Origin of the sequence: Pseudomaricurvus alcaniphilus (genome assembly GCF_011440395.1) — a bacterium.
GTDB lineage: Bacteria > Pseudomonadota > Gammaproteobacteria > Pseudomonadales > Cellvibrionaceae > Pseudomaricurvus > Pseudomaricurvus alcaniphilus.
On record NZ_JAAOIX010000001.1, the window covers coordinates 123,741 to 145,753 of the forward strand.

The 22,013-nt window shown below is 56.0% G+C and carries 14 protein-coding genes; 3 read left to right on the forward strand and 11 right to left on the reverse strand.

The features are described 5' to 3' along the window. Positions 1–34: 34 nt before the first annotated feature. The 7 genes from G8764_RS00555 to G8764_RS00585 form a co-directional block, all read right to left on the reverse strand. Positions 35–1,036, reverse strand: coding sequence for a Gfo/Idh/MocA family protein (locus G8764_RS00555; protein WP_166160833.1), 1,002 nt, complete (start codon positions 1,034–1,036; stop codon positions 35–37). A 191-nt stretch (positions 1,037–1,227) separates the two neighbouring features. Beyond that, a complete protein-coding gene (locus G8764_RS00560) occupies positions 1,228–3,315 on the reverse strand; it encodes a glycoside hydrolase family 3 protein (RefSeq protein WP_166160834.1) in 2,088 nt (695 codons plus the stop codon). Positions 3,316–3,473: 158 nt separating this feature from the next. Next, the gene (locus G8764_RS00565) at positions 3,474–4,757 is read right to left on the reverse strand and encodes a TRAP transporter large permease (protein ID WP_166160835.1); all 1,284 of its coding nucleotides are present in this window, start codon (positions 4,755–4,757) and stop codon (positions 3,474–3,476) included. Further along, complete coding sequence (locus tag G8764_RS00570; protein WP_166160836.1) at positions 4,745–5,254, reverse strand: TRAP transporter small permease; 510 nt, start codon at positions 5,252–5,254, stop codon at positions 4,745–4,747. The genes G8764_RS00565 and G8764_RS00570 overlap by 13 nt, the downstream gene beginning before the upstream one ends. A 2-nt stretch (positions 5,255–5,256) precedes the next feature. Next, positions 5,257–6,318: a TRAP transporter substrate-binding protein gene (locus tag G8764_RS00575; protein WP_166160838.1), complete on the reverse strand. Its 1,062-nt coding sequence runs from the start codon at positions 6,316–6,318 to the stop codon at positions 5,257–5,259. A gap of 94 nt (positions 6,319–6,412) precedes the next feature. Beyond that, positions 6,413–8,494 (reverse strand): glycoside hydrolase family 2 protein, encoded by a 2,082-nt coding sequence (locus tag G8764_RS00580; protein WP_166160840.1) that lies wholly within the window; start codon positions 8,492–8,494, stop codon positions 6,413–6,415. 448 nt (positions 8,495–8,942) lie between these two features. Beyond that, complete coding sequence (locus G8764_RS00585) at positions 8,943–9,998, reverse strand: substrate-binding domain-containing protein (RefSeq protein WP_166160842.1); 1,056 nt, start codon at positions 9,996–9,998, stop codon at positions 8,943–8,945. A gap of 304 nt (positions 9,999–10,302) precedes the next feature. On the opposite strand from G8764_RS00585, the gene G8764_RS00590 reads away from it, so the two are divergent. After that, positions 10,303–12,543, forward strand: coding sequence for a TonB-dependent receptor (locus tag G8764_RS00590; protein WP_166160844.1), 2,241 nt, complete (start codon positions 10,303–10,305; stop codon positions 12,541–12,543). A gap of 290 nt (positions 12,544–12,833) precedes the next feature. After that, positions 12,834–15,329, forward strand: a complete 2,496-nt coding sequence (locus tag G8764_RS00595) for a beta-glucosidase family protein (protein WP_166160846.1) — start codon at positions 12,834–12,836, stop codon at positions 15,327–15,329. Positions 15,330–15,540: 211 nt separating this feature from the next. On the opposite strand, the gene G8764_RS00600 is transcribed toward G8764_RS00595, so the two are convergent. The 4 genes from G8764_RS00600 to uxaC all read right to left on the reverse strand — a co-directional run bounded on the left by G8764_RS00600 (position 15,541) and on the right by uxaC (position 21,671). Beyond that, on the reverse strand, positions 15,541–17,247 hold the full coding sequence (locus tag G8764_RS00600) for an IS1634 family transposase (protein ID WP_166160848.1): 1,707 nt from the start codon (positions 17,245–17,247) through the stop codon (positions 15,541–15,543). A gap of 316 nt (positions 17,248–17,563) precedes the next feature. Continuing rightward, the gene (uxuA, locus tag G8764_RS00605) at positions 17,564–18,766 is read right to left on the reverse strand and encodes a mannonate dehydratase (RefSeq protein WP_166160850.1); all 1,203 of its coding nucleotides are present in this window, start codon (positions 18,764–18,766) and stop codon (positions 17,564–17,566) included. A 9-nt stretch (positions 18,767–18,775) separates the two neighbouring features. After that, positions 18,776–20,233, reverse strand: a complete 1,458-nt coding sequence (locus G8764_RS00610) for a mannitol dehydrogenase family protein (RefSeq protein ID WP_166160852.1) — start codon at positions 20,231–20,233, stop codon at positions 18,776–18,778. A 7-nt stretch (positions 20,234–20,240) separates the two neighbouring features. Continuing rightward, complete coding sequence (uxaC, locus tag G8764_RS00615) at positions 20,241–21,671, reverse strand: glucuronate isomerase (RefSeq protein ID WP_166160854.1); 1,431 nt, start codon at positions 21,669–21,671, stop codon at positions 20,241–20,243. Between the two features lie 94 nt (positions 21,672–21,765). Between uxaC and G8764_RS00620 the strand changes: the two genes are divergently transcribed. Then, entirely contained in the window at positions 21,766–21,993 is a 228-nt protein-coding gene (locus G8764_RS00620) for a hypothetical protein (RefSeq protein ID WP_166160856.1), read from the forward strand. The last annotated feature ends 20 nt before the right edge of the window (positions 21,994–22,013 follow it).

A 22,013-nucleotide genomic window follows, 5' to 3' on the forward strand; every position in this document is an offset into this window, starting at 1 on the left:
ACTTTCATCGAGTGCGGGGCTAAAGGGCTCGCGCCTATTCAAACGGGTATTTGAAGCCCCATTCCGCCCGCATACGGTCCATAACTTCCATTATGGCCACTGATTCATCCAGCGGAATAATGTTACTTTCCAATTTGCCAGCCCGCAGGCAGCGCACCACCTCGGCCACCTGGTAGATAAAGCCGTTGGGGTGATTTTCCACCACAAATGACTCCACTTCCTGCACCTGGTTGCTGCCATTATGAATGGCGAGGGAAAATTCCTGGCCTTGTTGGAAGCGGGGGAAGTCGATGTAACCGAGGGTACCGTAGAGCATAGCCTCCGTTTTCATCAGCAGGTTGTGACTGGTGGATACCACTGCGGTGCGACCGGACGGAAACCTAAACTGGTAGGTGGCCAATTCATCCACCCCGGTGTCGCCAAATCGAGCCATCGACTTGATTTCAGACGGCAGCTCCTCCAGCACATGGCAGATAAAGCTGATGGGGTAAATGCCCATATCCAGGGTAACCCCTCCAGCCAGTTCCGGAGTAATTAGCCGGGTGCGGAAGTGTTCCGGCACAAAGCCGCCAAAGGTCAGGCTCAGGTGTCGGAGTTGACCGATGCGGCCGCTGGCAACCAGTTCCTTCACCTGGCCAATACTCGGTAAAAACCGGGTCCAGATGGCCTCCATCATAAAGCAGTTATTTTGTCGGGCCAGGTCGACCATTTCCCGGGCTTGCCTGGCATTGACGGTAAAGGCTTTTTCCACTAGCAGGTTTTTACCGTGCCGCAAAGCCAGCATGGCATTTTCATGGTGAAAATTGTGGGTGGTGGCGATGTACACCACATCGATGCCCGGATCCTGGACCAGGGCCTCATAACTGTCGGCCGCGCGTATCGAATACTTCGCGGCAAAGGCATCGGCTTTGCCAGGCGTTCGGGAGGCCACGGCGACCAGTTCGCTGTCCGGGTCCAACTGTAGCGCCTCGGCCAGTTTATTGGCGATAATCCCGGCGCCGATGATTCCCCACTTGATCTTGCTCTGCGTATTCATTGCTTGTGTGCTCCATGTCTTGCTTGCGCCTGTCCGGATACGTACGTACCCAGTCGCTTTTAGTCCTCCGTTGAACCGGCAGGTTGAAGGATACTATTAGCGAGCGTGAACCAGAATGCCATTCCAGGCAAGCTTCCATGCATCTGCACTGCCGCATCCAAACACGACAGGTGAAAGGCAGGCGCTGAAACTCAGTAGCTTAAGCCAAAACCAAAAGGGTAAAGTGTGTCTTCGGGGGCATAGCCGGGTGCATCAGAAGCCTGCTCCAGTATCGCGTTCGCACTGTTTGCCAACGCAAAAGGCAGCTTGCCCGACGGATTATACTTGCCAGTCAGCACATCCATCAACGCCGCGTCATCGGCGCCAAACAGGCCCAAAATTGCACCAGCTTGCTGCAAGCCGCTGGCGCTATCCAGTACATAAGGTTGACGGAAATAAATGGATAGAACTGTATTCTCCGCACCCACCTCATCCATGACGGCCTTGATATCTGGCAGCGAAGGGGAAATTTTCCAGGACTTTTTACTCACCATATCGCTGAAGGCCAGGAAGTCGAGCTCATCCGGGCGCGCGCCGCCAAATATCGTGGCCGGTTCTACCCCGGGAAAGGGCATGGGTTCGTTAGCAAATTCTTCCAGCGACGACACCGGGTTGCTGACATTTACCCGAATCAATGCGTAGCGAGTGTCCGCGGGGACTGGTGGCCGCGGTGCCTCCGACCCGTGATCGCCAGTGGTGACCCGGTAGCCGGCAGCACGAACGGCGTCAGCGCTCATGCCCAGGGTGTAGACGCCGATGGGTGCCTCAGCTGTCGGGGTTTGCAAAGGCAACAACTCGGCCGAATTTTGCAGCAGCACGATTGACTTGCGCTGGGCGAGAGCGGCGCGAGCCTGAAACTCCTTCTTGCCGACTGTCGCCACGGCTACCGCTGGATCGACGTAGGGGTTTTCGAACAAGCCCAGCATATACTGCTCCTTGAGCAACCGGGCGACCGACTGGTCAACTCGCGCCTGGGTCACCATACCATTGTGCACCAGCCCCAGGATTTGTTGATGGTTGTTAAATCCGGACAGCACATCGGTGCCGGCTTCGATAGCTGTAACCAGCAGTTCTTCAACCGATTTCCCTTCGAGCCCCCAGGCACGGTTGGCGCCCGGTTCGCCAATAATGCCGGTATCGGAGTTGACATAGCCTTTAAAACCCAGTTTGTTGCGCAACAGATCAGTGACGATGCCCTTGGAGAAAGCCATGCCGACATCGTTGGGCTGATGAGCCTGGCCCACGGGAACCCCGTAGTAGGCCATGATCGACGAGGCTCCCGTGTTGATCGCGGCCTGAAAGGGTTTGAGGTGATAATCAAAATTGTTGGCAGGGTAGGCCTGGTTGCGACCAAACCAGTAATGGGGGTCGCCACCGCCAGATTGCGGACCACCCCCGGGAAAATGCTTGATCGTCAATGCGACACTGCCGGGGTTAAGCTGCTCGCCCTGCAGGGTTTTTACCAGTGTGGTAATCATGTCGGCGGCCAGGTCGGCGTCTTCGGTAAAGGTTTCGTGCACGCGGTACCAGCGCGGCTCGGTGGATAAATCCGCCATGTAACCGTACATGCCACGCAGGCCAATAGAAGTCCACTCCTGGCGCATCACCTCGGCGAATTCAGCTACCAGCGCCATATCCCGAGTCGCCGCCAAACCGGCCTCCTTGGGCCAGGTGGAAAACGAACCGGCGGACAGGTTTATTCCCGGCCGTGCATCCTGTTCATAGTGATTGCGGGCATTGGACTTAAACACCACCGGGATACCGAGACGGGTGGATTCTGCCAATGCCTGTATCCGATTCATGTACTCGGCGGCTTGTTCGGGTGTAATCTGCGCACCACTGAAGCCCCCAGAGAGAGAAGGGTCGGGTTCTGGTACCACCGGGTTACGGAAGATAAAGCGGGTCATGTATTCGTCTTGAATAAATCGCGTTGCATCTTCTGGCAAGGCGCCGCCGGGCGCTGAATTCAGGGTTTGAATAAGCATCATGCCGGCCTTTTCTTTCGGGGTCATTCTCCCGACCAGATCGTCGATGCGCTGTTGCAACGGCCGCCGCCAATCTTCATAAGGATCCAACTGCAGGTTGCGGTTGAGGTCCTTAAACTGCAGACCGCCTACTTCCAGAATTTCTGCCGAGCGGTAACCCAGCAACGGTTGTTGTTGCTCAGTAACGGTATCCTTTACGGTGGCACTCGCTTTATCATCGCTACAGGAGCTCAGGAGTGCGGCTCCTACAATCATTGGCAACGCCAAAACCGGACTTAAACGCTGCTGCAGTTTTTGCTGTGATTTCCTCATCTAAACGGCCTCACCAGAGTGAAAAATAGTGCTAATTTGCCCGCCAGGGGTTGTCGCTGTGCATCGGTCTTCTCAAGCCCGCGGTCGTAACTGGCAAGCCATCATGACCCAAAAAACGTGGGCAGAAACAGTGTTGTTGCGGGCAAATAGGTGACCAGGCCCAGCGTAACCACGAAGGCAAGGTAAAACGGCCAGATGGTCTTTATGGTATCTTCGATACGGATGCCGCCGATGGCGCAGCCTACAAACAGTACTGAGCCCACGGGTGGCGTCACGACCCCCATACCGAGGTTGAGAATCAGCATGATCCCGAATTGCACAGGATCCATCCCGATATTCACCGCCACCGGCAGTAAGATCGGGGTGGTGATAATGATCAGCGGTGACATATCCATAAATGAGCCGAGCAGCAGCAGCATCAAGTTGATTAGTAGCAGAATAACCAGCGGGTTGTCGGAGATCTCCAGCAGGGCAGTGGAGAGCTTTAACGGTACCTCGGTGACTGCCAGCAACCAGCCAAAAGCCGCAGCCGTTCCAATAATCAGCAGCACCAGTGAGGTGGTTTTTGCGGCATTCACACAGGCCAGGACAAAACCGTTCCAACTCAACCCCCGGTAGACAAGTGTGGCGATAAGTGCCGTATAGATTACGGCGATAGCTGAGGATTCAGTGGCGGTAAAAATACCGGATAATATGCCACCTAAAATGATAATCGTCGAAAACATTCCCGGAAGTACGCTAAAAAACAAACGCAGGATCTTTGCCCAGCCAGGGAATTGACCAGCGGGATAACCCCGCTTGACAGCGACCAGGTAGGCGGCTGTCATCAGGGATGTGCCAAGGATAATTCCCGGGACCACGCCGGCGAGGAACAGAGAGGCGATCGATATCCCACCGCCCGCTGCGATAGCATAAATAATCATGTTATGGGAAGGGGGAATTAACAACCCTGTGGTAGCCGAAGTCACGGTTACGTTGACCGCATAATCGGCGTCATACCCTTCTTTCTTCATCATTGGAATCAACGTGGGGCCGATCGCCGAAGCGCTCGCCACCGCCGACCCCGAAACCGCTCCGAACATCATACTTGAGACCACATTGACCTGGCCCAACCCGCCCCTTACTCGCCCCAGCAGCGCGTGGGCAAAATTGGCGAGTCGCTCGGCAATGCCCGACTGGTTCATCAGCTCGCCGGCAAAGATAAAGAAGGGGATGGCCATCAAGGCAAAGACATTCATACCAGCTGCCATGCGTTGAAAGGCAACTGTGAGCGGAATATCGAGATAAAACATGGTTGCCAGGGACGATAGCCCCAGGCAAAACGCGACCGGAACTCCCATAAGCAACAGCAGGAATAGGGTACCGAACAGAATCAGGAGTTCCATGTTGGCTTCTCATTTTTATTGGTGAGGGTGATCAGGATTCGCTCTATGGAAAATATCAGGATAAGCAACCCGGCGGCGGCGAAGGGCCAGTAGGCCGCAGCCCGGGAAATCCCCAGGGTTGGTATCACGTGATCCACCGTAAAGCCGGCAAGTTTGGTGCCGTGGATAAACATCTGCAGGCCAAAAAAGCCGACCAGACCGTCATTGATGACGGACAATATGCAGCGGGGAAGCGGGGGGAGATTATCAATGACTATTCTAAGCCCCAGGTGAAACCCTTCGTAGACACCGACTGCAGCTGCCAGCATGATGTAATACAACATCAGCAGCAGCGCTACGGGTTCAGACCAGGCAGGGCTGGCATTAAGCACATAGCGCCCAAACACCTGCCAGCCGATGATCAATGACATCAGGACCAGTCCAGCGGCCGAAATATATAGCGCCCAGCGGGTGAGCCGATGGGTTAATTTGGCGAGATTCTCAAGGGTGAAAGGCATGGCTATATCCCACTTTTCGGGCGCGGTTCGACAGCGCGAATCCGTGCAATCAGCGCACGTAGCTCCGGTGTTGCGATAAACCGGTCATAGACGGGCTGCACGGCTGCCTCGAAGGCAGCCTTGTCCACATCCGCTGCTACCGTCACACCCGCGGCAATGATTTTTTGCCGGGATTTTTCCGTGCGCAAGTCCCACTGCGCCCTCATAAAAGGCACCGATGCCTTAGCCGCCCGTTTGAGCAGCACCTGGTGTTCCGGGGAGAGCTTGTCCCAGCGATGTTTCGACACTACCAGCACCTCGGGCGTCATGGTGTGCTCGGTAAGGCTGTAAAAAGGTGCGGCTTCGTAGTGGCCTGTTGTCTCGTAGGAGGGCCAGTTATTCTCGCTGCCATCAATGGTACCCAGCAACAACGACTCGTAGACCTGGCCAAATCCCATGGGCGTCGGGTTTGCACCAAGGGCGGCCACCATAGACACATACAGATCCGAATTTTGCACTCGAATCTTGAGACCTTTCAGGTCTTTAGGGGTACGTATAGGCCTGACGTTGTTATAGAAGCTGCGTGCGCCGCTGTCGTAAAACGCCAGGCCGACTAAGCCGTGGGCCTCCATTGCGGCAAGAATTTCGTCACCGATGGGGCCGTCGACCACAGCTCGCATATGCGCAATCGATCGAAACAGAAAGGGCATGCCAAACACGATGGTTTCCGGAACGATCGAATTGAGCGGCGCCAGATTGACCCGATTGAGATCGATGCCGCCGAGGATAGTCAGTTCCAGTGTGTCTTTTTCGTCACCCAGCTGGCCGCCGGTGTACAGCTTGATGTTGAGTTCACCTTGCGACCACTCCTGCAGCTGCTCAGCCATAAAGGTCAGCGCCTGCGCAGTAGGGTAGTCCAGTGGTTGGGTTTCGGCGCTGCGCAAGACCTGGGCCGGACCTGCCATGGCGCCCAGGGCGAACAACGGCAGTAGCAGCAGCGAGCCGATTTTTACAGCGATGGATTTGACCCATCGCCGCTGTTGGCCGCAGGCCGAATGCTTGTTCAGTCGCAACTGGGTAGCCATAGTGTGGGACTCCGGGTTATTGAATCGGGGCTAGTGTTGCCGCCCGCCAGGGGCCGGGATTATCCTGTCCCGGACAATTCGAACCATCGATTGCTCAATTGCCCGCCGCTTTTTGCTGGTAAAATGATTGCAGTACCGAGAACGCTTTTTTCTTTTCACCCTCTTCCGATACCAGGCCTTTGCGATTGTAGATTCCCTGGATATAGTTCAGCTCCCGCGCTGCGGAGCGAAAGTCTTTCAATATCCACGGCGACATCCCTTGCACGAAGTCATTGCGGTCGAGCATATCCAGCTGGTAGGTGTAGACCTTGGCCTGGTATTCCTCCGTCCAGAGTTTTCCGGGCCCCTGCGGTGAGACGTAACCTTTTTTCGCACCAGCGCCAAACTCGGAAATAATCATGGGTTTGCCAAAGACATTGCGAAAACGAATGTCTTTCATGATGCCAAACATGGTGCGCCGGATCGTCGCTTGGTCAACGGGCAGTGAGCGCTCCAGGAAGGCGCTGTAATACCAGCCGAAGTACTCATTGTAACCAACGATATCCACGACTGAACCCAGTTGGTCGTCGAGCATGACCTCGATTTCACTGTTAAGTACCTTGTCCAGTTCACCGGCAAACAGTTCATCTGCCATGGCTTGCAAGCGTGCTCGAGTGGACGGATCAGTAATCTCGGGATCGCGCAACATTTCCGCCACCAGCCGCTTGGTCACTTCTGCAAATTCCTTGGCGGCGTCACCAATCAGTGCTGCCGCGATCGGACGCCGGCTATCGTCCAGCGAACGTGCGGTTTCAGCCAGTGTGGTTAAAAAGGCCAGTCGGGCGGCAGATTGTGGTTGGGTTTCATTGGCTACCGACCACATTACTACCGACGCGCGGTTGAGGTCCCGTGATACATTGTCTACCACTTGCGTTTTGGCGACCGCCAGGGTCTCCGGGTTGTGCCAGTCGATAACACTGACTATGGGGATCTCACTCCACACCATCAAACCCAGTTCGTCGGCCATGCGCACTGTGTGCTCGTTGTGCGGGTAGTGGGCAAGGCGGACGTAATTGCCGTTGAGCTCCTTGATCAGCCCCAACTGGGCCTGCGCATCGGCGCGGTCATAAGCGACACCGGACTTGAGAAACGATTCATCGTGCAGGCTGATACCACGAAAATAAACCGGCTTGCCATTGAGCAAAATCTGTTTTCCGCGTGTTGCAACGGTACGAAAGCCGATGCGATCGCTGACGGAATGTCCCTTGCTCGTGAGAGTGACGTCATAGAGCTTGGGTGTCTCCGGTGACCAGAGCGACAGGTCGGCCTTGAACTCGAACTCACCTCTACCGTCGGCGGCGGTCTGGATGCTTGTATCAACGCCGGCTTCCTTGATCTTCAGCTCGACTTTGCTGTTACCAGCGTCAGGGCCGTCCAGTTGTACCCAGCCCTTGACCCTACCGCTGGCCAAATCAGCCAGATACAGGTGATATTGGCGGACAAAGGTCTTCGGCACAGTCACCAGGTTGACATCCCGGGTAATGCCGCTGTACTTGAAAAAATCAGAGGTTTTGACCGTCGGTACCGTAGACTCATCCAGCTTGCCGTCGACACGCACCACCAGATAATTACTGCCGTCCTGCAGTGCCTCGGTCGCTTCGATATTAAATGCGGTATAACCGCCTTTGTGGCTGCCCAGGGGCTTGCCATTCAGGTAGACATTAGCGAAGTAATTGACGCCGTCAAAGTGCAGGAAGTAGCGCTTGTGGTCGTCTTTTTTAACGTCAAACGTACGCTGGTACCAGACCACGCCGCGGTAGCGAAACAGGGTGTCATCCTGGGTGTTCCAGTCGCCGGGCACATTCAATTGCCGGCCTTCGTTAAAGGCAAACTCCTTCAGTTGCATGCCCGTGCCGTCCAGCGGAGTGGGGTCATAATAGGTGCCGGCAAAAATGGCTTTATCACCCCATTCGTGCTCGTCCACAACCACATTCCACTTGCCGTTGAGTGACTGGGTTGTGCGACTGGTGATATTGGTGAGCAGCGGCGCAGGCGCAGGTAGCTCGGCTCCTTTCGCCAGCAGGGTTTCAAACAGGCCGCGGTCTTCTTCCGTTTGCGCAGCTTGAACCGCAGTGCAGACCGAACCGATTAACCAGCACAGGATTACGATTATGGATTGGGTAAGAGCAGGTTTCATAATTATTCTCTTCGTCATAGATTCTTGAGCATTTTTTTATCCAACAACAGCTGCCCAGCAGATGGTCTGCGCGCAAACCTGGCCGAGAACTCACCTGCCGTTCGACATGAACGCTGATACGCAATTCCTGCCTTTATTACTGTGTTTTATGGCAGGAAAGTTGGCTCGTAAACTCTGCAGCTGCGAACCATGGTAACCGGTGTCATTTTGGCTTGTCAATGACATTTTGCCCGTTGCTTGATGGCTGAGTGGATTGCCAGAAAAGGCGAGGGGCCCGTGAACCCGGGCCGTAACCCCGGCGGGACCAATGATCAATGGATTGAATTTGAAAGCAGCAGTTCCATTCAAAGCTGCTGAGTTACAGCTGTGGCACGCCCTTTTCAATTACTGTAACTTGTTGAAAACCGATCGCTTTTTGATTTTTTACCATGCTTGATCGAAGCGCAAGTTAATTATCGTTTCCCTGGATTTCCGGTGGCACTTTCGCCGTAGACTCGCGCACGATCAGGTCGAGGCAGATCACTGATTGAACTTGGGCCGCTTGCTCCGGCTGGTTTCTGCACAGCGCGGCAAGTTTTTCCGATGCCAGCTGCCCCATGCGTTTCAAGTTGTGATTCACCGTGGTTAGGGATGGGTATATTTTTGCCGCCTGTGGCTCGTCATCAAAACCTACAATCGACAATTGCGACGGAACGTCAATCCCAAGTTTCGCCGCGGCTACCATTGCCCCCAGAGCCATCTCATCATTGCTGGCAACAATAGCGCTGGGCCGGGTCTTCCCCCCGAGCAATTTATGCGCCCCGACCACACCCGATGCAAAGCTGTGATCCCCCCACACCAGATTGCGTTTCAGAAGTTTCAGCTTGTTCCGCAGCAGCGCATCAGAGAAGCCTGCATAGCGTTCCGCTGCGGCTTGGGAGCCTTTCGGGCCGTGAATAAAACCTATATTGCGATGGCCTAACTCGATTAAATGGTCTGCAATCTGCGCTACCGCACTGCGGTCGTCCGATTGCACCATGTGTGCGTCGTCATCGAGAGGGACGGAGAGTATCCGCACGTACTCACAATCCACGCCTTTTAACATTTTCACCAGCTCAGGGTTCTCGGATAGGGGTGGTAATACAATGACACCGGCCAACTTCAGGCGATCGATTAAAAGTCGTACTTCGTCAATCCATTGACTATTACCATGCTCACAGGGGTGAACCACCAACTCATAGCCTTCACTTCGGGACTTATCCAGAACCCCGTCTTGAATATCGGCGATAAAAGCGGTATTGACATTATCGTAAATCAGCCCGAACAAAAAAGACCGCCGGAACGACAAGCCCCGTGCCTGGGGGTCCGGGGTGTAGTCTAGCCTTGCGATTGCCTGTTCGACTTTCTGGTAGGTCTTTTGGGTGACTTCCGGCGACTTATTGATCACCCGGGACACGGTTTTCTTGGATACGCCGGCTTCCCGGGCCACATCGTTGATGGTTGCCTTTTTGCTATTTTGGGCCACGACTGACTCCTTTTCCTGAATTTTAAACCCTGTCGCTGCGTATCTGTAACGAACCAGCCACCCGGGTCTCATACCGACAAATCCTACACAACACGGGAGAATCAAGCCTCACCAGAAGCTCAGATCGCTGCTCTATAACCAGTTTGATGCATTATAGCATTGGACGATGACACCGGTAGTAATATATAATTGACACCGGTATCATTTAGGGGTAACTTACACTGACGCGCTACAGATTGACGTGTGCTCAGATGGCTTAAACAAGCAGAATAATGACAAATTATCAAATTACAGGAGAAGGGCTATGAACCTTACACCAATGCCTGCAACTACAAAAAAATTAAGTGCAGCGATAGCATTCACGATTGCCTCAGCAACGCTACCCTACACGGCCCAGGCCGCTTTACAGATAGAAGAGGTGGTGGTGACCGCTCAAAAACGAGCGGAAAGCGCCCAGGATATCCCGGTGGCAGTGACTGCAGTCACTTCAGAGATGATGGAAAACATGGGGGTGCAGAGCTTCAGCGATCTGACCAAAGTATCCTCTTCCCTCACCATCGCCGAAACCAATAACAAGAACGAAAGCCCGATCAACTTGCGTGGGATCGGTACCTACAGTTTCAGTATTGGTTCCGAACCCAGCGTCCTCGTCATGATCGACGATATTCCGGTCGCAAAATCCGGCGCGTCCTTTTCCAACCTGCTCGATATCGAGCGGGTTGAAGTGCTGCGCGGCCCACAGAGCACGCTGTTCGGTAAAAACGCATCGGCGGGTGCGATCAATATTGCGACCAAATCACCTTCAGAAGAATTCGAGGGGACGCTCGATCTACTGGCCACCGAGGATGAGGAGTACGGGGTCGCAAGCAACGTGTCAGGCATGCTGTCCGATACCGTTGGGGTGCGCCTTGGCGCGTACTACTCGGACCGGGAAGGGCATGTCGATAATCTCACCACCGGTGAAAAACTGAACGGCAGCGAGGCCAAAGGCGTACGCGGTAAGCTGGTGGCGGACTTGAGCGATGCCCTCACCGCGACCTTTATCGGCGAGTATAATAAAACTGAGGATAACTGCTGCGCGCAACCACTGCGTTTCGTAACACCGGGAGCGACCTTTTTCGGCACTCCGGTTCTCGGACCTGGTATCACGCCCTCTGAGGAAAATACCGCGATCCGCCAGGACGGTCCCAGTCAGTCGGATTCGACCGACTGGCTGGCCAGCCTGAAGCTCGAATTTGACGTGGGTGAGTATTCATTCGCCTCCATCACCGGTTACCGGGATTGGGAATACGACTGGATGATTGACCTTGACGGATTTGACGACTTTACCCTCAATCAGGGCGGACCTTACAACACCGAGTTGTTCACCCAGGAATTTCGGGTCACGTCCCCTGCATCGGAAACCTTTGAGTATGTCGCCGGGGTGTTTTACTCGGACACACAAAATACCCGTCAGTTTATACGTGGGCCTATCGCTGTATCAAATTGGGTCGGCACCGCGGACTCCCAGTCCTATTCTATTTTTGGCCAGGCCACATGGGGGCTTTCCGATAAATGGAATCTGATCACCGGTCTGCGCTATCAGTACGAAGAAATCGAAGCGACGTTTCTGGACAACCAGGCGGGGCGAGACTGTTCCGCGGGTTGCGCCGGAAAGTCCGACGATGACGTAGTCACGGGTAAAGTTGCGCTGCAATTCTTTGCCAATGAGGATGTGATGCTATTCGGGGGCTTCTCCCGAGGTTACAAGGGGCAGACCTACGATATCGTCAGCGCCACCACCCAGCAAACCCTTGATCAGCCGGTCGCGCCCGAAGAGTCGGACGCCTATGAACTGGGTATCAAGAGTTCACTGTTCGACGGGCGTGTTCAGCTGAATGCCACGGCCTTTTACAGTGAATACACGGATTTTCAGGCACAAAGCAGTATCCAGAATCCGGCCACGGGTGACCTTGACTTTCTGCTGAACAATGTGGGCGAACTGGAAACCCAGGGGCTCGAAGTGGATGCCATTGTATTGTTCACCGAGAATTTCAAAATGAACATCGGGTTGGCGGTCATCGATGCCACCATCAAGTCCTTCCAGGGGGCGAGTTGTTACGATTTTCAGACCGCTGCACAAGGCTGTGTGCCCAACCCCGCAGATTCTACGCAAAACATACAGGACCTGAGCGGAAAGGACTTGTCCAACTCACCGGATTTCAAGGCAACCCTTGGCGGTGATTTGTTTATACCCCTCGATGACCTGCCCTTCGACGGTTTCCTGAACTTCTCCTACCAGTATCAGGATGAGGTCAACTTCGACCTGTTGCAGAACCCCGGTCGGGCACAGGATGCCTACGGGATCTTTAACCTGAGTGTCGGTATTGCCGCCAAGGACGACAAGGAAAGCTACCGGGTAACGCTGTTTGTCAATAATGTGTTCGATGAGTTCTATGTCTCTGGCATCAACCCGGGCACATTTACCAGCGCCCCTGTCTTTAACCATCAGGTGCCACGCAACGCCGAGCGCTATGCGGGATTGAAGGTGAAATTTAAATTCTAAGGCCCCCAACAAAATATCGGTAAGGGAGCGGCAGCCTTCGGTTGTCGCTTTTTCGTTGGCCCTGCGTAGCAGGCAAACCCGGCCTTCGGCAAGAAGAAGGCGTCACCCCGACCGAGGGCAAGACAATCTGATTGGCAAGGGCGAACGATCTTCACGAACTACACCCGTATTCAGGCACAGAAACGGCGCGCCTTCAAGGCCGTGGCCTGTACCTGCGGTTCTGTGCGAGGGATGAGGCGTGAGCCTCACCCTCCTGAATTTAAAAATCGGTATCCTGTCTGGAGTAGGCGATGTACAAACTGACGAATAAGAAATCTGTAAATACCCGCTGCAAACAAGCTGTTGCAGTAGCGCTTGCGCTACTGCTGGGCGGCTGTGGCACAGATGATGGCGAGTCCGCCGCGAAAACCGGCACTAACCCCTGGCTAGACTCCTCTCTGGCGCCTGAACGGCGGGCACAACTGCTGCTCGACGCCATGTCGCTAGCGCAGAAGCAGCAGCAACTGGTGGGTAATACGCCTGAAATCGTCCCCGAGCTACCCGAGTGTTATGGCGCGCGCCATGTAAGGGGGATTGCCGAACTGGGCGTGCCCACGCTGCGTATCACCAACGGCCCGGTCGGCATCGGCCAAAACGACTGTGTCGATGCGGATCTCGTCAATGACCCGGATAGGCCCTTTGCCGCCTATACGGATGCCTCTTCTGCCAAGGCGACCGCACTGCCGTCCTCGATGGCGACAGCGGCGTCTTTCGATCCGTTGGTGGCGGCTGAATTTGGCCATGTCATCGCCGATGAAGCCATTGCGTTAGCCCTGCAGGTATATGAAGCGCCGGGGATCAACCTGGCGCGCAATCCGGTACTCGGCCGCAATTTTGAATACAAGGGCGAAGACCCTTATCTCGCCGGCATCATGGGGGTCGCCGAGGTCAAGACTGTGCAGTCCAGGGGTGTCATTGCCATGGCCAAGCATTTTGCCGCCAATGAGCAGGAGACCAATCGCATGAACATCGCCCAGACCATCGATGAACAGGTGCTGCACGAACTCTATCTGTTGCCGTTTGAAATGGCGGTCAAGGATGGCGAGGTCGCCTCGCTGATGTGTTCCTACAATGATGTCAATGGCAAACAAGCCTGTGAAAACGATAATCTGCTGACCAAAGTGCTGCGGGACCAGTGGGGATTTAACGGCTACGTGCAGTCCGATTTCTTCGCCGTCAAGAGTACCGCACCGTCTCTCACCGCAGGCCTCGATCACCTGATGCCAATTCCGTCCCACTGGGCGCCAGATAAGCTCAATGCAGCACTGGCGGCTGGCGACATCAGTGTCAGCCATATCGATACCGCGCTAGAACGGCGTTACACCCAAATGTTTAAGCTGGGTATATTTGAACGGCCGCTGGTGCAGACGCCGATCGACGTTGACAAAGGCGGCGTAGCGGCACGCAAGATAGGGGGGCAGTCCGGGGTACTGCTGCAGAACAACGGTGCGTTGCCGTTTGCGAAAGATGTGCAGCAGGTCGTGGTCATCGGCAAAGCCACCCAGGTCTACGCGCAACAGGCAGTAGCCGGCGGTGTGGTGGTCGGTAAACCCATGGGCGCCGGCGGTGGCAGCTCGGATGTAGTGCCGCATTACACCGTTGCACCGGTCGCCGGCTTGCAGAATGTGCTCAATAGTCTGGGCAACACCTCGGCACAGGTTTCCCTGCTGCTGGTCGAGGATGACAACAGCAACCTCGACGCGGCCAAAGCTGCCGCAGTAGCAGCTGATGCAGTGATCATCATGGCCGGTACGATTGCCGAGGAAGGCGCGGATCGCGCGACCTTCGCCGATGAGAAAGGCGTGAATGCGGCCACTGCAATTGGTGACAACCTCGACTGGTACACGCCCGCGCCCAACCAAATTACCAGCCTCACACGGTCCGACGGCAAGCCGTTGAATCCGGAGAAAAATAGTCACACCGTGGCGATGATACGCGGCATTATGGCGGCGGCCCCGAATATGGCACAGAAAACGGCGCTGGTGTTAAAGGACAATGCCGGTGTGGCTATGCCCGCTGACGAACTGATCCTGGGCCCCCGCGGCCCGGCCATTCTCGAGGTCTGGTTTCCCGGCCAGGAGGACGGTCATATTGTCGCTGATTTGTTGTTTGGGGTGGTGAACCCGTCCGCCAAGCTGCCGGTAACCTTTCCGGTCGAGGGCAGGGGATTCCTGGATTACATTGCCGCCGACCCGGTTTATTTTCCAGGTGTTCCGGTCGCCGGCAAGGGCAATGTCGAGTACAAGGAAAAGCTCAATATTGGCTATCGCTGGTACGACGCTAACGTCAGCGGGCAGTGCGAATTGCGCGCCGACCAATCCAACCCCTGTGTCGCCTTCCCGTTCGGGCATGGTCTCTCCTACACCAGCTTTGAACTGGCGGCCCCCAGCATCACGCTGGAAGATGGTAAGTACGTCGTCAAGACCAGCGTGAAAAACACCGGCGACAGAGAAGGCTCTGAAGTGGTGCAGGTCTACCTGGGCATCCCGGCCGCGGGCCAACCGCCCAAGCGCCTGGTTGGCTTTCACAAAGTCCGTCTTGCGCCGGGTGCCGTCAAGGATGTCTCCATTGTTATCGATCCTGCTGCCAGCAATCATCCCCTGGGCGTCTACGATCCTGCGCTCCAGCGCTTTATCAACCCTGCAGGTACTTACCAGGTCTATGTGGGCACCTCGTCGTCGGAGAAAGACCTCGCGACGATCTCTTTTAGCCGTGCGGCGGAGCAGGAGGGGGCAGTCACGCCCTAAGGCCAGAGCCAAAAAGTAGAAGTGCTATCAATTGGAAGTACTGTCAGCGCCGTCAATAGGCACGGCGAATCCCGAGATCCCATCGGTTTTCGCCTGCAGGCCGCTGACGAATGGTTGACCTGTTGAATATCTAAACTGAAGTTCTTTCTGAGGGGAGACAAAAATCCCCTGTATTTCAATCACGTAGAAAATTTTTCGTGCGCAGCGCTGCCTACACCGTTATGGTGTCGAGCAGTTCATAGGCCCGCTGCTGCTTGGCATTGGGTTGTGTGGCAATTGCCATCAACGGAGCATCCGCCTCTGCCTCGGGGATTTTACACTGGTTGCGGACGATGGTACTCAGATGATTCAGCAGGGCCTGGAAACTGTGAACGCTACTGCCGTCGTCCAGGGTTCGCGTCTGCGCCTTGCGCAAGGCACCTTTCGATCGCCTGGCGGGTGCGACGGGATCGCGCGTGGTCTTGGCCTCCTGATCTTCGTCCACAAACAGCAGTTCACGCCAGGCATCCACCATGTGCCATTGCACGTAGTACGCCAGCATGCACAGGAAGATGTGGGCGCGCACCCGATCCTCGAGCCGGTGATGAATGGGGCGCACGTGCAGGTCCATGGTTTTCATGGAGCGAAACGCGCGCTCCACCCGGGTCAGCTGCTTGTAGCTGCGCACGGCATCGTCGCCACTGATGCGCTGCACGTCGAGGCTGGTGCGGATCACGTAGATGCCATCGAGGGCGGCTTCCGTCGCGATCTTGTCCTCATCGAAAGCATAGCCGAAGTGTCCGCCTTCAATCTCCAGCACCACATGCTTGGCCATCTTGTATTTGTCGATGACCTTGCCCACGCGCACGCCAATCTTGTCCTTACCCTGCAGGCGTCCGCGCTCGACCATTCCGCGCACCTTGTCCAGTTCTCCGGCGGTGGCCTGCAACAGATTCTGGCGCTTGGCGGCGCGACGCCGGGCCAGTTCCGGATTGCGACACGCCACCAACCGCTCACCGGGAAAGTCCGGATGGGTCAGTTCAAACAGGTTGCGTTCGTCGAACAGATCCAGTTGTACGGCGCCATCCTGCACCAGTTGCCGAATCGCCCCGGGGCGCAGCGCGGTAATCCAGTCGACACCGTCCTCCTTCCGCAGAGCGTCGATCTGCGCCTGGGTGATCATGTCGCGGTCGCCGACCATGGCGAATGAACGGATGGCAAAGTGCTTTTGCACCCGGCGTACCTGTTCGAGCAAGGTTGTTGGATCGGCCGTGTTGCCCTCAAACACCGAGACCGACACCGGCACACCCTGGTCGTTGGTCAACAGCCCGTAGTTGACCTGCCGTTTGCCTTTCTTGCCATCGCGGTTGTGTCCACACGCCGCCAGTGGGCAGGTGGCGCCCTCAAAATAACTCGAGCTCAGGTCGTACAGGGCCAGACCATTTTCGTCGAGGTGGCGGGCGGCAAGCTTCTTCTCGATACGCCCCTGGCGCTCCAGCAGCCAGTCCAGCGCAGCATAGAGGTCGGACTCGTCGGCGTCCTCGACACCGAGTTCGGCCGGCAAGGTGGTATCGTGCCACCAGCGGGTGGTGGCCAGTTTGCTGTGAGGCGCCAGAATCCGGGCGGCAATCATCGCCACCACCAGGTCGCGTTCCCGCGAGGGCCGGGAGTCGATGAGGCGCGCCAGGCCGAGGCGTCGTATGCTCTGCAGAACAGCTTCGACATGGCCGTGATGGGGCGAGGCAACAATCTCCAGCGTCTCGTCCAATGGCACCAGCTGCTCCCCTTTGAGGGAGAGTTTCAGTGCCTCGATCGCCGCCTCGGGCAACTTGGACAGATTGGCCAGGGTGCGCGTTTTGACCTTGCCATTCTCGCGATAGCTTTCGCGCAGGAGAATGGCCGGCGGGGAGTTGCGATTCGGGACACGGGCAATAAACATGCTTACGCATGATAGCGATAAAAATCATTTGTGCAAGATAAATAACGGTAAATACTCAAATATATTCAGAACAAAAACTGCATTTACATGCCTACATTTACAACAATATATTATAAAGGAAACACAAAAAAAGCCCTGTGTTTCCAGCGTTTGCGGGAAATACAGGGCTTTTTTAAGAAAAGAACTTCAGTCTAAACCCATAACGGAAGAGGCCGGGCACTGTGTGCCCGGCCTCTTGGTTACGCAACTGCTGCATGCACTCACGGCTAAAACGTAATTGCAGGTCACGGGCCTGAACCTCGTGAAAGTACCCGCGTTATTTTTGCGCCGACAGCGCCCTGATCACGCCGCGCACTTCCGCCAGGCCTTTCAGTCGGCCAATACCGGAATAGCCCGGGTTAACCGTCTTGTTGATATCGTCCATCATCTGGTGGCCGTGGTCCGGGCGTATGAAGATTTCCTGCGCGGCGCCGGTCGGGTCGGATTTACGCCTCGACTCTTCGCCCAGAAGTTCTTTCACCACTTGTATCATGTCGATATCACTGTCCAGGTGGCTGGCCTCGTAGAACGACCGTTGTTCGTTGGGGTCACGGCTGACACCGCGCAGATGGGAAAAGTGAATACGTGGCCCGAACTGCTTCGCCATTGCCGGCAAGTCATTATCCGGTCGGCTGCTGTAGGTGCCGACGCAAAGGGTGATGCCGTTGGAGGGGCTCGGCAGCGCATCGAACAGTATTTCAAGGTCAGCGGCGGTGCAGATAATTCTGGGCAGGCCCAGCATATCCCGCGGCGGATCATCCGGGTGGATGGCCAGCTTTACCCCGAGTTTTTCAGCGCGGGGAAGGACCTGTGACAAAAAGGCAAACAGGTTTTTGCGCAGGGTAGCGCTGCTCACATCCTTGTAGTTGGCCAGCATCTTGCGAAAATCGTCCAGCCCATAGCTGTCCGTCATTTTACCCGGCAGGCCGGCGATAATGTTATTGGTGAGCTGGGTCCTCTCCGCTTCGGACATGGCCTCGAAGTTTCGTTTTGCCGCCTCAATTTCGGCCGCACTGTAGTCCTTTTCAGCACCTTCACGCTGCAGAATAAAGAGATCAAAAGCGGCAAATTTTTCCTGGTCGAAACGCAGCGCGTAGGCACCGGAAGGCAGCTTGTACTTGAGGTCGGTCCGGGTCCAGTCGATCACGGGCATAAAGTTGTAGCAGATGGTTTTGATCCCGCACTGCGCCAGGTTCTCCATCGACGCGATCCAGTTATCCACGTAGACCTGGTGTCCGGGTCGCGCCAGCTTGATATCCTCGTGGACGGGTATGCTTTCAACCACCGACCACTTCAAGGGCGAGAGACCGGGTTCGGTTGTCTCGATCAGCCCTTGGTGTTCGCGTATGGCCTCCAGTGGCCATACCTCGCCCGTCGGGATAGTGTGCAGCGCACTGACGATGTCAGTCGCGCCTGTTTGTCGTATATCGCTCAGGGTTACCGGGTCGTTTGGCCCAAACCATCGCCAGGATTCACGCATATCAGCCTCTCAATTTACAGATGTTAGGAAATTAACCAGTGCCTGTTCGACGCCCTGTTCGGCAATGGTGTGGTAGAACCCGTCCACGGATTCCATGAACGTCTCATTGTTAACAAACGCGAATTTTGCCGCTCCCGCCAGGGCGAGATAATCACGCACAGGCGACCGCGGTGCAGCGGACTCGCAACGGGCAAAGTCATTGCGCAGCGGGTCATTGAGATCATCGTTCGCCAATGCCTTGCGAATAAAACTTGCCCAGGCCGCCAGGGCAAACGCCAGGTAAGCTGCATCTCGCTCACGGCTGAGGGCATCGTCGATGGAGGGCAGCCAGCGCTGCTGGATTTTCTGCGAGCTGTCGCTGCCAACCTGGAGTACCGCGTAGGGCAAATTGGCGTTACGAAAACGGCCAAGCACCTGGTTGATATAGTCGACGCCGTCCACGTCTGCGGGCACTGCTGTGACCGGCAGTACACATTGCTTTAACGCTTGTTCGGTAAACCGGGCCAATGGCTCGCGCTGTAAAGCCTCGTGAATAAAGCGATCGCCGGCCAGGTACCCCAGCGCTGCGAGCATGGAATGCCCGGCATTGAGAAAGCGCAGTTTCACCTGTTCGTAGGGGCCGATACTTTCCACAAAGAGCGCGCCGGCACGGTCGAAAGGCGAGCGTTCGCCCGCGAAGCGATCTTCAATGACCCATTGGCTGAAGGGTTCGGCGGCCACCGGGGCGGCATCGTAAACACCCAGCCGCTCGGCTACTTTTTCCTTTAAAGCGGTATCAGTCGCCGGGGTTACCCGGTCCACCATCGAAGAAGAAAACACACAATTCCGGCTAACCCAGGCCCAGGTGTCGGGGCTGTGTACCTCGAGCAGCAGGCGAACCCCCGCCGCTAAATGCTCGCCGCCGCCGTGCATATTGTCACAGCAAAGCACCGTCAGCGGCTTGCCCTGGGCCGCGCAGCGCTTGATCAAGGCTGCCGCCAGATAACCGTACGTCGTTTGCGGCGCAGAGAGGGAATGCAGGTCGCGGCTGAGGTCAGGGTGGTTGCGATCGATCGCCCCGTTGGCAAGGCAGTAACCTTTTTCGGTGATGGTGGTGGTGACCAACTGAGTCCGGTCGCCGGCGACCGCGTCGATAACGGCCTGGGGGTTCTCCGGAGCCACCAGCAGGCCTTTGATGGCGGCGATGACGCGATAGGAGGTGGTCTCACCCAGGGTCGCCTGGGTATAGAGGCAGTCCTGCGGGACAAGGCTGTCGCGTACGGCGGGTGAGCGCAGGGAAACACCGATAATGCCCCAGCTGTTCTCACCCTGATTCAAGAGGGTATCGCAGTACACGGCCTGGTGCGCGCGATGAAAATTACCGGCACCAAAGTGAACAATGCCGGCGCTGATGAGACTGCGGTCGTAGCCGGGCAGTTGGACATCGGACGCAAGCTGGGGCAGGGTGGTTTCATTCAATCGATTCATAGCGCTCTCAACTCCGTTCGCTTGTATCCAGGCGATAAGCCCGTTTCGGCAGGTTGTAGGTCAGGTCCGCCGCTACCTGGTGAGCCTCTTGCTCGCTTAAGCGATGCTCGACCACCAACCGCGCCAGGAAAGCGCAGTCTACGCGCCGAGCCACGTCGTGGCGGGCGGGAATGCTCAGGAACGCCCTGGTATCGTCATTGAAGCCCACCGTGTTGTAGAACCCGGCGGTCTCCGTGGTCTGCTCCCGGTAGCGCATCATCCCTTCAGGACTGTCATGGAACCACCAGGCTGGCCCCAGTCGCAGGCAGGGGTAGTGGCCCGCCAGCGGCGCGAGTTCGCGACTGTAGTTGCTTTCATCCAGGGTAAAGAGAATGATGCTGAGTTCAGTTTCGTTGCCAAAGAGGTCCAGCAGGGGCTTGAGCGCGCGGGTGTATTCGACCCGGCAGGGTAAGTCTGCCCCCCGATCGCGACCGTAATTATTGAACAACTCGGTATTGTGATTGCGATACGACCCGGGATGAATCTGCATCACCATGCCATCGTCCAGACTCATGCGAGCCATTTCAGTGAGCATTTGCGCGCGGAACAGCTCCGCATCTGCGGCAGTTACACCGGGCTGTTGCACTTTCGCAAACAGCGCTATGCATTCGGCCTTGGATAAATTGGCTGTGGCGGCAGTAGGGTGGCCATGATCGCTGGCGGTGGCGCCCACGGCAATAAAATCCTCGCGCCGTTTGCGGTGGGCATTGAGGTAGCCCTGCCAGCTGCATGCGTCTTCTCCGGTCATTTCTCCAAAACGGTGCAAGCCCGACTTGAAGTCCAGGTGTTCGGGGTCCACCACCGGATCCGGCCGATAGGAGGTGACCACCCGCCCCGACCAGTCACTGTCGAGAATCGCTTGATGGTGGCGCAGGGAATCAGTGGGTGATTCGGTGGTCGCCAGGAATTCGATATTGAAATTATCGAACAGCGCCCGGGGGCGAAATGCCTCGCTCTGTAATGCCTCGGCAATGGTGTCGTAGTAGAGGTCAGATGTGGATTCATCGAGCTGTTTATCCAGCCCAAAGACTTCACTGAATACGTGATTTAGCCACAGGCCGGTGGGTGTGCCGCGAAACAGGAAGTAATTACGCGCAAAGACCTGCCATGCCTGCCGCGGGCCGGCAACGGGTTCACCCGATTTTGAAGCGATGCCGAGTTCCCCCAGCCCGATACCCTGACTGTAGAGCATGCGCACCAGGTAGTGGTCCGGGGCGATAAACAGCGCGTGGGGATTGGGAAAATGTGCGTTGCCGGCAAACCAGGCGGGATCCGTATGCCCGTGCGGACTGATGATCGGAAGGTTTTTAATCCCATCATAGAGCTGGCGAGCGACGGAGCGCGCAGATTCCTGGGCCGGAAAAAGCCGGTCTGGGTGTAGCAGCAGTGGTGTAGCCATAAGCTCTCGGAATTCCTGTATTTGGGTCGCAGATTACCCGTTAGCGGTCTGGGTGAAATTTAAACAGCTATTATGGTAACCGGTGTCATTTTGCTTGTCAATTGCCAAATCAACGACGGGCCAGGCAGCTAATTCGTGCATTACTCACAGTAGTCAAAAAAGCATTGCCAGCTTTTACAGAGGTACTTTGCAACGATTTACCGACACGGCAGCCAAAGGGGCCATCGATTGTTGCGGTGATAATAACCGGGTGACGCCGCCAGCTATTGACGAGTTGGCTGGAGCCGGGCAGATTACCCTTTACGTGTTACTGGCAGGTTAAAAGCCAGGCCAGTCAAGCGG